The sequence below is a fragment of the Halalkalicoccus paucihalophilus genome, from assembly GCF_001593955.1.
In the GTDB taxonomy this organism is placed as follows: Archaea; Halobacteriota; Halobacteria; order Halobacteriales; family Halalkalicoccaceae; genus Halalkalicoccus; species Halalkalicoccus paucihalophilus.
Window position 1 is genome coordinate 156725 of record NZ_LTAZ01000013.1, and the last position, 12082, is coordinate 168806.

Annotated in this window: 9 protein-coding genes and 2 pseudogenes; 7 read left to right on the plus strand and 4 right to left on the minus strand. The window is 57.6% G+C overall.

All coding sequences use genetic code 11. The features are described 5' to 3' along the window. Positions 1-80 precede the first annotated feature (80 nt). Complete coding sequence (locus tag HAPAU_RS16105) at positions 81-965, plus strand: dihydrodipicolinate synthase family protein (RefSeq protein ID WP_066384892.1); 885 nt, start codon at positions 81-83, stop codon at positions 963-965. Positions 966-1136: 171 nt separating this feature from the next. Here the strand turns inward: HAPAU_RS16105 and HAPAU_RS16110 are convergent, their stop codons facing one another. The 3 genes from HAPAU_RS16110 to HAPAU_RS21170 form a co-directional block, all read right to left on the minus strand. Then, positions 1137-2423: an ABC transporter substrate-binding protein gene (locus tag HAPAU_RS16110; RefSeq protein ID WP_084383828.1), complete on the minus strand. Its 1287-nt coding sequence runs from the start codon at positions 2421-2423 to the stop codon at positions 1137-1139. A gap of 322 nt (positions 2424-2745) precedes the next feature. Then, positions 2746-3813, minus strand: coding sequence for a YeiH family protein (locus tag HAPAU_RS16115; RefSeq protein ID WP_245634188.1), 1068 nt, complete (start codon positions 3811-3813; stop codon positions 2746-2748). A gap of 4 nt (positions 3814-3817) precedes the next feature. Next, positions 3818-3973, minus strand: coding sequence for a hypothetical protein (locus HAPAU_RS21170; RefSeq protein ID WP_157078517.1), 156 nt, complete (start codon positions 3971-3973; stop codon positions 3818-3820). 198 nt (positions 3974-4171) lie between these two features. On the opposite strand from HAPAU_RS21170, the gene HAPAU_RS16120 reads away from it, so the two are divergent. After that, positions 4172-5143, plus strand: coding sequence for a carbohydrate ABC transporter permease (locus HAPAU_RS16120; RefSeq protein ID WP_084383829.1), 972 nt, complete (start codon positions 4172-4174; stop codon positions 5141-5143). A gap of 1 nt (position 5144) precedes the next feature. Then, positions 5145-6017: a carbohydrate ABC transporter permease gene (locus HAPAU_RS16125; RefSeq protein ID WP_066384898.1), complete on the plus strand. Its 873-nt coding sequence runs from the start codon at positions 5145-5147 to the stop codon at positions 6015-6017. A gap of 468 nt (positions 6018-6485) precedes the next feature. On the opposite strand, the gene HAPAU_RS16130 is transcribed toward HAPAU_RS16125, so the two are convergent. Beyond that, positions 6486-7745: a mandelate racemase/muconate lactonizing enzyme family protein gene (locus HAPAU_RS16130; protein ID WP_066384899.1), complete on the minus strand. Its 1260-nt coding sequence runs from the start codon at positions 7743-7745 to the stop codon at positions 6486-6488. A 150-nt stretch (positions 7746-7895) separates the two neighbouring features. Here HAPAU_RS16130 and HAPAU_RS16135 point away from each other — a divergent pair, with 150 nt between their 5' ends. From HAPAU_RS16135 to HAPAU_RS16150, 4 genes and pseudogenes are all read left to right on the plus strand, one after another. After that, positions 7896-9050: an ABC transporter ATP-binding protein gene (locus tag HAPAU_RS16135; RefSeq protein ID WP_066384900.1), complete on the plus strand. Its 1155-nt coding sequence runs from the start codon at positions 7896-7898 to the stop codon at positions 9048-9050. Positions 9051-9302: 252 nt separating this feature from the next. After that, positions 9303-10085 (plus strand): IclR family transcriptional regulator, encoded by a 783-nt coding sequence (locus tag HAPAU_RS16140; protein ID WP_066384901.1) that lies wholly within the window; start codon positions 9303-9305, stop codon positions 10083-10085. 416 nt (positions 10086-10501) lie between these two features. Beyond that, positions 10502-10746, plus strand: a pseudogene (locus HAPAU_RS23065) (transposase); the annotation flags it as partial. A gap of 480 nt (positions 10747-11226) precedes the next feature. After that, a pseudogene (locus HAPAU_RS16150) lies at positions 11227-12043 on the plus strand (RNA-guided endonuclease InsQ/TnpB family protein); the annotation flags it as partial. Positions 12044-12082: the final 39 nt, after the last annotated feature.

The following is a 12082-nucleotide window of genomic DNA, read 5'->3' on the forward strand; positions in this document are numbered from 1 at the left end:
ATGCTCGCCGTCCCTTATGCTACTACTGTCGAATACGTTTAACCCAAACATTTTTATCTCACATTAGCAACCAACTACTCATGCAACTTGAGGGGACAGTCTGTCCTATACCGACGCCAACGACCGGGCAGAACGTCGACACGAGCGCACTCGCGAAGTATACGACGCATCTCGTCGACAGCGGAATCCACGGGCTCTTTCCCTGTGGATCGATCGGCGAGTTCTCCAGCCTATCACGATCACAGCGCTTGCACGTGCTAGAGACAGTAGCCGAACGAGCTGACGACATTCCGGTTCTCGCGGGCTGTGGACACACGAGCATAGAGGACGTACGGGACCACGTTGATGACGCCGCCGGGGCAGGGGCTGACGCCGCGGTCGTCGTTACACCGTACTACCTGAGCACGAACCAGCACGGACTCCAGCGCTTTTTTGACGTGATCGCCGACGACAGTCCGCTGCCGGTCGTACTCTACAACATCCCGGCATTGACTGGCGAAGGACTCTCCGTCGATCTGGTCACACGTCTCGCCGAGCATCCGAACATCGTCGGTCTTAAGGACACCTCTGGCGACCTTACGTTTCTCTACGACATCGTGGAAGCGACGCCCTCGTCGTTTGATATCTTCCAAGGTGCCTCAGAACTCGCAATCGCGTCGCTCGATGCCGGCGCCGACGGTCTCATCGCCGGGCCGGCGAACGTGTTTCCCCGACCAGTCGCGCAGCTGCACGACAGCTACCGGGCGGACAACCGTGCTCGAGCTAACCAGATCATGAACGCTGTCGTCAATCCCGTCGTCAGCGCCATGAACGATCTGCCGACCGCAGCCGCGATCAAATACCTTGTCTCACTCAGCGGCTACGACATCGGCGAGCCGCTACCGCCTCTTCCACAACTCAGCGACGCACAGCGCGAGGCGCTCGATCGGTGTTACGAGTCTGTCCAGGCGTCAGTGGTACCGTAACGATCATCTCTTTCTGTAGTCGTGACGCTCGAGGAGAGCGGTTTCCGAAACGGGAAGATGAGTGGCCCGGCCCTGTCCGTAATAGGTGGAGTGACCGATCGCGCTGGCAACCGTTTGCTCGCAGAACTAGGTCTTCGATCAGATGAGCCGATACAACGACGGACGGCGCAATTAGCCGTTGTTGATCTCGCTATCGATCTCCGACTGCGCATCGTCAAGTGCCTGCTGGGGCGTCTTCTCTTGAACGAGCGCGGTGTTTGCTTGTGTGTACACAATCTCAGAGAACGTCGGGTACTGTGCGATTCCCGGACGAACACGCGTACTCTGGAGGCTCTCCGAGAAGGTGCCGAGCAGTGGGAATTCCTCTCGGATCGACTCGTCCTCGAAGACGCCTTGATGAACAGGTAAACGGCTGAACTCGGTTGCGAGTTCCCGTTGGACCTCCTCGCTGGCCATGTAACTCGCAAAGCGCTGGGCGGCCTCCTTGTTCTCGGAGTACTCGTTGATGAAGATGTTCCAGCCGCCCAGACACGAGTTGTCCACGTCCGGATAGTCCTCGTGGGTAGGGAGCGGTGTGACATCGAAGCTTCCCTGGACGGGCGAACCGTCCTCGTTCATCACGTTGACCGCGTAGGGCCAGTTGCGCATGAACAGCGTATTGCCGTTCTGGAATGTCTGCCGGTTCTGATCGGTGTTGCTCGACGGAACGTTTCCCGGTGTGACGCCGTACTCATGGATCAGGTCGACAGCGTGCTGAAGTGCCTGGACGCCCTTGTCCGTGTTGACCTGCAACCCTCCGTCCTGTTCAACTGTTCCGTCCATTCCCCAGAGCCAATTGAGCCACATGATTGTCAGTCCCTCGTTCGCGCCGCCCTGCCAAATGTATCCGTTGTCGATCTCGTCGTCTTGCTGCATGACGTCTTGGGCGGTGTTCACGAGTTCCATGTAGGTCTCCGGCGGCTCGTACCCGTATTCTTCGAGCTTGTCGCTCCGGTAGTACAGCGCGTTGGCGTCCGTGTAGAGGGGCATGCCATAGAGCGTCCCGTCGATCGTGGCGGCCTCGACAGGCGTCTCGAGCATCGCATCGGTGTGGTTCTCCGGATCCTCTATCTCGGTGATCCAGCCGTTCTCGACGAACTCGGCGGGCCAGATGACGTCCATCTGCCCAACGTCGAAGTCGTTCGCCTGGCCGACGAACTGGTTGATGTAGTACTCGCGGCTCGATGCCGATTGTGCCGGAGTCTGCTGGTGTTCGACGCTGGTCTCCGGGTACTGCTCCTGAAATCGTGGGAGGAACTCAGAGGCTTCACCGTCGAACGTCCCCAAGTGAACGAATTTGAGGTTCCCGGAGCCGTCGCCACCGTTGCCATTACCGCCTCCGCCAAGGCACCCTGCCAGAGCGGCGACACTGCCTAGCGCAGTCGCTTTGATAAACTTCCGCCTGGTATCGTTTGGCATACAGAGTCATACTTCGGAGATGTGGCTAATAATCCTTGCTATTGTTCACAAGGATCTCGGAAACTAATAAAAAAAGTCGGAACGGACCACAGTGACCACGGCTCAAGAAGTGAGCTACGAGGACCAACGTTAGTCCAGTTCGCGGGTTTTCTGCCAGAATTCATCGTCGATCGCGATCGGGTCCATGCACTCCTCGCGAAGCGACGTCTCGCCTGAAAGCCAGATCTCGTCTACGTCCGTCGTCTCGACGCGTCTGAGCGACTGCAGGAACCCGTTTACCTCAGTGTCGAACGATTCGCCCGCCGTATATCATCGTCCAGTCTCAACCGAGAACGGCTCGGAGGAGCAACAACGACAGAACGCTCACGGTCGCGAATGCGACGAACACGACGAAAACCGGTCGGACTCCCGCGCACTTGAGCTTTCGAAGTTCGAGGTCGGTACCCAGTCCCACGAATGCGAGCAGGAACAGCCAGCCGTAGGCGTTTTCGATAGATCGGAGGTCTCCCAACGAGAAAAGCCCTGCACTGGAAACCAGCGCCAGCAGCAAGAACCCGACAACGAACTTCGGGAACCGATCCCAGAGTTCGCGCAGGCTAATGTCACCGCTCTCGCCAGTACCAGTATTGTCAGCTGAATCGTCTGCCGAGGCCGATTCGGTGTTCAATCGATTGCGCGCGTAGTAGGCCGCGTAGCCGGCGGCGACGATGCCGATCAGCGTGTTCCGAGCCAGTTTCGTGATTGTCGCCCACTGTCCGGCAGCTTCCGAGTGGGCGAACCCAACGGCGACGACTGGGCCCGTGCTGAACATGCTCACGCCCGCCCAGACGCCGAACACCCGAGCAGAGAGATCGAGCGCACCGCCGATCGCGGGATAGACGACCAGCGTCACCGCGTCGAACAGAAGTACTGTCGCCGCAGCATACGCGATCTGCTCCTCACGAGCGTCGATACTTCCCGCGACCGCGACGACGGCAGAGACACCACAGATGCTCGCACCGGCCGCGAGCAGCGATGCTAGCTGGTCGGTGATTCCGAACACGTTCCGTGAGAGTGCCTCAACGTACAGCAGGGTGAATCCGGTCACGCAACAGACCAATAGCAGGACGATCGGACCGCTCTCGACGATCGCGTCGAACGCAAGCGACGCGCCCATCAGGACAATCCCCGTGCCGAGCCACACTTTGTGCGTGCGGATGCCGGGCGTCGCCCATTTCGGAATATCGACCACGTTGGCAAGTAGAACGCCCCCGAGAATCGCCACCAGCAGCTCATTGACGCCCGGAAGCTTGGTCGCTATCGCGCGAGCTCCGATCGCACCGAACACCAGGATTCCGACGCCGGGGAGGAACGTCCTCAACCGGCCCCGTATCGACCCGCCCTCGGGCACGGTGTCACCCCGGAATCGAGACGTCGAACCCGACGACGAATCCGACGATAGCTAGTCCCCACGCGACGCTTTTCCAGTCGGTATCGAGTTGCGCCCAGCGGCGGACGACCTTCGCTGTCACCCGCCGTCTAGCGGCAACTACGTGCCTGTCGTTCGACATTCGTTTACGTATACGCGTCGAATCGCTCGCTATTTAACTCTTCTCGCTGAGACGGAGCATCCCTCGACCGCAGCGGACGAGTTGTCTTGACTAGTGGTTCTTCGACATTCGCTGAGTTACTCGGACGGCATATCGATCATTCGGTCCGTCCTACAGTACATAGTTTTATATACGCGTTTGGGCATTGCATGTGTATAGATGGCAACCGACGCGACAGATGTGTCAGGAGATCCGCGGCGGCTTGCGGACAGGGATACAAGCTTACGCGACAAGTATCGGCGTTACAAGCAACTTCGATTTACCGATCCCGAGATGGCGGCGCTGCTGCTCACACCGGTGCTGACGTACCTCTTTCTCATCTCGTATTATCCCATCATCGATACGATATGGACGAGCTTGCATCAGGGCAGCGTGCTTCCGACCCAGGAAGAGACGTTCGTCGGTCTAGAGAACTATCGCTCGGTAGTGTCGAGTTCGTCGTTCTGGAACGCGTTCATAGTCACGATGATCTACACGTTCGTCAGCGTACCAATCGAGATGGTGATTGGGCTCGGTCTCGCGCTGCTAGTTAATCGCGGGTTCAAGGGAAAGTACATCGCACAGGCGGCGATCCTGTTTCCCTGGGCGCTACCGACGATCATCAACGCGCGGATCTGGTCGTGGCTGTTCCACGGTGAGTACGGCGTTATCAACGATATGCTCATTCGTGTGGGTATTCTCGAGTCGTCGTATCCATTCCTTTCTAATCCCGACATCGCGCTGGCGTCGATGCTATTCGTCACAATCTGGAAGACGAGTTCGTTTGTCGCGCTGATCCTGCTGGCGGGGCTCGCGAGCATTCCGGAGAACCTCTACGAGGCTGCGCGAATCGACGGCGCCTCCAAGGTCAAGCAGTTCTGGTACGTCACGCTGCCGCTCCTGAAGCCGGTCATCCTAGTGGCGTTAATCTTCCGGACATTGCCAGCGTTCCAGGCGTTTGGACTCCCTTACGGGTTAACCGGTGGAGGCCCCGGTGAGTCGACGACGACGCTTGTACTCTGGGCGCACCAAATTACGTTCACTCGACTGGAGTTCGGTGAGGGCGCTGCGGCCGCGACGATTATCACTGTGTTCGCAATGGTGATCTGCGTCGTCTACGTCGCCACCCTCTACGAACCGGAGGTGCGTTGAGATGGGTACAGACACGCGAGAGCGCTCCCTGTTCAAGCGTTACGACCCCCAGCGGATCGGCGAGTTGGTGGGCTTCTACGGGGCGATCATCCTGCTATGTCTAGTGTCGTTCTTCCCGATCATCTGGATCTTCCTCACCTCGATTAAGCCCTCCTCGGAAATCGTGCAGTTCCCGGTCAAATACCTGCCCAGTGAGATTATCATAGAGAACTACCGGATCGCACTGGAGCAGGCGCCGTTCGCGCGGTACCTATTCAACAGTTTCGTGGTGGCATCCGGGACCGCTATCGTCTGTGTCGTACTCGGGTCGATGGCCGGCTACGCCCTCTCGCGGTTGGAGTTCCGGTTCAAGCTCCACGTGCTGATGATTGTACTCGTCTCGGCAATGTTGCCCTTCTTCGGTCGGCTCATCCCGCTTTTCAACCTAGCTCGCGAAACCGGGTTCCTGAACAGCTACCTCGGACTAATCATCCCCTACTCGGCGTTCCAGTTGCCCTTCGCGATCTGGATCTTCCAAGCATACTTCAAAGAACTCCCCGACTCGCTGGAGGAAGCGGGCCTGATCGATGGGCTGTCTCACATCGGCGTCCTCTTCCGGATCATCCTGCCCGTCTCCGCGCCAGCGATGGCGACGACCGCAGTCATCGTGTTTATCTACGCGTGGAATGAATTCCTGTTCGCTCTTACCTTCATGACCCAGGATTCGATGAAGACAATCACCGTGGGCATCGCCCTCTACCAGGGCGAGTTCACGTTCCCGTGGGCGACTATCTCGGCGGCGGTGTTCATGTCGATCGTTCCGCTGCTCCTGCTGATGCTGTTCTTCCAGCGCAAGATCGTCGAGGGCCTCACCGCCGGCGTCGGGAAAGCCTAAGAAACGACCTTTTCCTCGAGGAGAAATTCTCGCCTCACCGATAGTAGCGAGGAGAGCCTCAGAAGATACGGAGCGCCTTCCAGTGAGAAAAAAGCCGGTCGTCGTTTCACTTACACATGGTGAAACAGCGGCGAAGTTACCGTACGATTACAACCACAGATTCGGCCGACGTTATCAATGCCAATACCGCAGCGCGCGACGATCCTGCAGTCGCTCATTCGCTCAATCAGGTCTCGACTGATGTCGTACTGCAGGTTGAGAACCGTCTGGGTCCATCAACTCGTCGTCCACGCTGGCGCCGGCGTCAAAGTCGCAGCCTGCGTTGCGAACTTCGGCCACGCCGACAGGACGCCGCGTTCCATGCCCAGGTCGTCAAAGTCGTGATCGCTTACTACCATAATATATCCCAACATACATTACCTGTTCGACAAAAATAAAAAATTACCGATCGGAGCGGTTCCGACCGCTTTAGACGATCAGTTCCGAGTCGTCGGTGAGGTGCTGCTCGGCGAGGTCACGGTCAATCTCGACGCCGAGGCCCGGTCCCTCCGGAACGTCGATCGAGCCGTTTTCAAGGATCGGCCCGCTCCCGTGGGTTCGCACGGCCAACTCGTTCCACCACGGGACGTCCCGGGAGTGCCACTCCATACACAGGAAATTCGGAACCGCTGCCGAGAGGTGCGCGCCGGCGACCGTCCCGATCGGACTCGAGATGTTGTGCGAGGCGATCGGAATCCCGTAGAGGTCACAGATCGTCGCGATCTTCTTCATCTCGCCGAGGCCGCCACACTTGTTGACGTCCGGCGCGGCGATGTCAAACGCTCCCTCGCGGGCGTACTTGTTGAACTGGGCCGGGGTGACGAGGTTCTCCCCGGTGAGCACCGGCAGGTCGAGCGCCTCGGTCACCCGGCGCTGAGCGTCGAGCTTCTCCGGCGGGACAGGATCTTCGAGCCACGCGAGATCGTACGCTTCGAGCTTCTTGCCCAGTCGGATCGCCGTCTCCGTCGTGAAGTTCCAGTGGAGGTCCATCCCGAGGTCGACGTCGTAGCCGATTTCGTCGCGGACGGCCTCAACGAGTTGGACCTTGTGTTCGATGGCCTCGTTGTCCATTCGGCGGTTGGCCTCGTCGTATTTGGCATGAGTCGGTACATCGAGGTCGAACTTCAGCGCCTCAAACCCTTCGTCAACCACCTCACGGGCGGCGCGGGCGTACGACTCTGGGGTGTATACCTCACGGGGATCGTGCGCCTCAGCCTCGCCCAGCGACGCGCCGCCGTGGGTGTCGCAGTAGATCGTGATCTCGTCGCGGTACTTTCCGCCGAGCAGTTCGTAGACGGGCACGTCGAAGACCTTGCCCTTGAGGTCGTAGCAGGCGGTCTCGATGGCGGTGAACGCGGCCTGGCCGATTCGGCCACAGCCGGTGTAGCGCTGGTTGAGCAGTTCGACGATGCGGTCGGTGTCCAGCGGGTTCTCGCCTTCGAGGTCGACGGCCAGTCGCCCGGCCATGTCGAGGGCAGCCTCCGCGCGGAACGTTTCGCCAATACCGTAGTGCTCGGTGTCAGTCTCGACCTTGACGATCCCCCAGGTGAAGTTACCGGCGATCGCCATGGTCTTGATGTCGGTGATCTTGATGTCGCGTTCGGGCGGACGGTGGGTTTCCTCGACGCCCATGTCGCGCCAGGGAACGCCGCCACCCTGCGGGATTCGGTAGTCTGGTTTATCCTCCATGAGTACACTCGTCAAAAGTGAGAAAAGCATTATAGTCGTTGCGATTGAAAGCATTGAGGCAGAATAGCATGCACACGGAGTGGCTCCACAGCACGCACCCACGGGATTTATTATTGATCCATTCAAATCAATGGTATCAGGAGAGCACCCATGGGACAGGTTAACATAACCGATCTGACGAAGATCTACAACGACGGTAGCAACAACGAGATCATCGCCGTGGACGACCTGGACGTCACGATTCAGGACGGAGAGTTCCTCGTGCTCGTCGGTCCATCCGGCTGTGGGAAATCGACCACACTCCGGTGTCTAGCCGGCCTAGAGATGCCGACATACGGAAGGATCGAGATCAATGGAGAAGAAGTTACCCAAAAGCGTCCGAAAGAGCGAGGGGTTGCAATGGTGTTCCAGAACTACGCGCTGTACCCCCACATGAACGTGCAGAAGAATATGTCGTTTGGACTGAAGATGACGACCGACCTCTCGAAGGAGGAACGCCGAGAGAAAGTTGAGTGGGCAGCCGACATCCTCGATATCTCTGATCTTCTGGAAAAGCATCCGAAGGATCTGTCCGGCGGGCAGCAACAACGCGTCGCGCTCGGGCGCGCGATAGTCAGGGATCCCGAACTGTTCCTGATGGACGAGCCGCTTTCGAACCTCGACGCAAAGCTGCGGACTACGATGCGCACTGAACTCCAGCAACTCCAGCAGGATTTGGAAGTCACGACGGTGTACGTCACTCACGACCAGACTGAGGCGATGACGATGGGAGATCAAATCGCGGTGCTCAACCGCGGAAAGCTCCAGCAGATCGGAACGCCTTTGGAGTGTTACCATCAGCCAGAGAATAAGTTCGTCGCGGGATTCATTGGCTCACCAAGTATGAACTTCATAAACGTATCTCATCGAGACGGCCAGCTTGAAGCCCCGTCGTTCACCTACGACATCACGCCTGAGATCGAAGAGGAGATCGATAGCGATAATCGCGAGCTGACTCTCGGTATCCGGCCGCAGGACATAGAGCTTGCTAATTCCTCCGTCAAGAACGCGGTGCCCGCGACGGTCAACGTCGTCGAACCAATGGGAGAAGTGTCCTACCTCTATCTGGAGATCGGCGACCAGACGTTCACTGCGAGCGTCAGCGGCGAACTGATCATCGACAACCAGCAAGAGCTTCACGTCATGTTCCCGATCGACCGGATTCACCTGTTTGACCAGCGCACCGGTGAAGCAGTCAAGAACCGGGAAGCGATCGACGAAGGTGAAGCGCTGGAAAAGCACATGATTGTCCCATCCAACGAGTAACGACTCGTGGCCATTTCGTGTCTATTCAGGTAATCTGGCGTTCTGTTCTGCTCGTTCGCAATTCGTCGTGATCATATTTTTCGCATTGTGCCGCTACGTAGGCCCGTTGTCTCCTCTTGCGGGCATGAAACATCGAACCTTTAGGTAGTAGCGCTACGCTGCAGCAGCCGGGATCAGCTGCGATCGAGTGTACGGTTCCACAACTGTTTTCAAGGTGCAAACGATTATGTGGTAGGTGCCTCAACTACCGATATGAGCAAACCACCGCGGCGATCCTGCGACGGACGCACCGTGAAAGCGGTCCAGCTCTCCTGTGACATCCTCGACGCGCTCCGGGCACTCGACGGTGCCGGCGTTACAGAGGTCGCGAACCACGTCGGCGTCTCGAAGGGTGCTGTCCACACCCACCTTGCGACGCTCAAAGCGAACGAACTCGTTGTCAATCACGATGGAGAGTACCAGTTGAGTCTGCGTTTCATCGACTTGGGCGAATACATCCGGGATCAGATTGGAATTTCCAACATCGTCGAGGAGGAGATCAAGAAGCTCGCCGAGAATAGCGGCGAGATTGCCCAGTTCATGGTTGAGGAACACGGCCGAGGTGTATACCTAGCCAAGGCAGAGGGCGAAAACGCTGTCCAGACCCTCTCGTACGTCGGGAATCGCAACCCACTCCATTGTACGGCCCTAGGGAAGGCGATTCTCGCCTACACGCCCGAAGAGCGCGTCAACGAGATCGTCGACCGCCACGGGCTTCCGGCGAAGACGTCGAATACGATCACCGAACGTGACAAACTCTTCGACGAACTCGAACGCGTACGCGAGCGCGCCCTTGCGTTCGACAGAGGGGAGATTTTCAAGGGGCTGCAATGCGTCGCCGCACCGGTGCTCGACCACGATGGCGAAGTGATCGGCGCGGTCAGCGTCACCGGACCGCGCAGCAGGATGCAGGACGACCATCACGAACAGGAGATCGCAGAGATGGTACGTCACACATCGAACGTAATCGAAGTGAACGCCGCCCAAGTTCAGTAGCATTTGCAAGCTACAAACGAGCGTGGCGGAAAAGCATAATTCTGTGCAGGATCGTAGAGATATCGTTTCCGAGCTGCAAACGCGTCCGATTCGTGGACCACCATTACAAACATACTGTAGTAAATCAATATCATGCAGTCGTAAACCCACTCGGAAGTAGTCTCGCACCCGAACAAGACGGAGCAATTCGAACATTACCTCGACACTGGACATCGTACAATGTCTGGCGACAGCGTGTGCTGCATACTGAATTCGTATCGTGATTCGTGTCTCGCGCGGTGCGATTTTCGCGGCCCCTCAACTACGTTGGCCGGGATCTGATCGAAAGTAATTCCAGACGCTCGCTGTTCGGATCGATCGGTTTCATCAGATATGGATGGCCGCAGAACCAGCGCTGATTCACCGCCTTCGCTTGCTATAACCGCCGCTGGCAAATTGAAGGCGAATATAAATCCATCAAGAGGGACTTCCTAGCGAAAACATCCTCGAAAAACTACCGTGGCGGATATTCTACTTCGTCTTCGCCGTGTTGCTGTACAACATCTAGCAACTCACCGACTTTCTGCTGAAAGCGGGCGTCAACGGCGAGATGGACTACGCACCCGTCTTGACCGCGGGCGAATGTGTCGATATCGTTGTCTCGGCGTTGACTCCGCCCGATAAATTGGCTGAGCCATCGCTGAGTCCGCAATTCGGCAGCGTCAAATCTGCGCAATTTCTCATATTCATCCGACAAATAGTCCCTCGACGGTCCGATATTGATGATTGGTCGGAAAATAACACCATGATCAACGAATATTCAGCCGAATATTACTCTATCCTCTAAAGCTGCGAACTTCCAATCAGCGATTTTTCTATGTAGCACTATGGGGTTTATAAGATGTTATTACCGAGATAGCAGCATCGTATCTGCGGAATACAGCTGGTTCAGCAATTCGACGATCTACTTTTGATTAACTCACAAGCCAATAGTGGATTTACCAACCCCCACGCCCTCTCCTAAGCTAACTCCATGACAGACCCCAACCCCCAAGATTCAACCACTACAGGAGGCCCTCCAAGACTTCATGAGGGACTCACGCAGTTCCTTGAGACCAAAGCCAAAAGCGACGACTAAGGTAGATATTGATACGTCACACTCCTGCAATACGACAAGGCGACTGACGAGTTCTACTTCCACATCACGACCCGAAAGTACGACAGCGACGAATCCGAGGTTTCGGAAGATACCGAGCACCAAACAGTCCTCGGTATCGACCTCGGCGTTAACAGCCTCGCGGTGGCCTCGACCGGTACGTTCTGGCAGGGCGACGAGTACGACCACTGGTGTGGCGAGTTCGAGAAGCGACGTGGTGAGATGCAACAGCGCGGGACGCAAGCCGCGCACAACGCACTCCTTCGCCTTGGCAAGCGCGAAGAAGCGTGGCGAAAGCAGTACATCCACACCGTCGCCAACGAGATCGTCACGGAAGCCGTCGAGAACGGGTGCGACGTAATCGCGTTCGAGGATCTCACAGACATCCGCGAGCGGCTTCCGCACGCGAAGTGGCACCACATCTGGGCGTTCCGTCGCCTGTTCGAGTACGTCGAGTACAAGGCATCGGAGCGAGGCGTCACAGCGAAGCAGGTTGCGCCGAACCACACGTCCCAACGCTGTTCTCGGACGGACTGTGAGTTCACGCACGAAGCGAACCGTGACGGCGAACACTTCCACTGCCAGAAGTGCGGATATGAGGTCAACGCGGACTACAACGCGGTCGTCGGATGATATCCGACGGGCAGCAACGTCGTATTGCGACGTTGCGACGGCGAAAAACATCGGGCTACGGTACGCCCGCAAGCGAACACACAGACTCCGGTCCTCGCCCACGTCGGGGAGCGGAGACGCACCAGTAGACGTGCGTGTGAATGGTGGGACGTTGAACGGCAAGAGTCACCAGCCTATTGCTGGCGACTGATTGCCGGGAGTCCACATCAAAGCCCTACCCTCAACGAGC

What these genes read in the sequence shown, in the direction of transcription:
- HAPAU_RS16105 (WP_066384892.1), top strand. Translation starts at nt 81, where the DNA reads ATGCAACTTGAGGGGACAGTCTGTCCTATACCGACGCCAACGACCGGG.
- HAPAU_RS16110 (WP_084383828.1), bottom strand. Translation starts at nt 2,423, where the DNA reads ATGCCAAACGATACCAGGCGGAAGTTTATCAAAGCGACTGCGCTAGGC.
- HAPAU_RS21170 (WP_157078517.1), bottom strand. Translation starts at nt 3,973, where the DNA reads ATGTCGAACGACAGGCACGTAGTTGCCGCTAGACGGCGGGTGACAGCG.
- HAPAU_RS16120 (WP_084383829.1), top strand. Translation starts at nt 4,172, where the DNA reads ATGGCAACCGACGCGACAGATGTGTCAGGAGATCCGCGGCGGCTTGCG.
- HAPAU_RS16125 (WP_066384898.1), top strand. Translation starts at nt 5,145, where the DNA reads ATGGGTACAGACACGCGAGAGCGCTCCCTGTTCAAGCGTTACGACCCC.
- HAPAU_RS16130 (WP_066384899.1), bottom strand. Translation starts at nt 7,745, where the DNA reads ATGGAGGATAAACCAGACTACCGAATCCCGCAGGGTGGCGGCGTTCCC.
- HAPAU_RS16135 (WP_066384900.1), top strand. Translation starts at nt 7,896, where the DNA reads ATGGGACAGGTTAACATAACCGATCTGACGAAGATCTACAACGACGGT.
- HAPAU_RS16140 (WP_066384901.1), top strand. Translation starts at nt 9,303, where the DNA reads ATGAGCAAACCACCGCGGCGATCCTGCGACGGACGCACCGTGAAAGCG.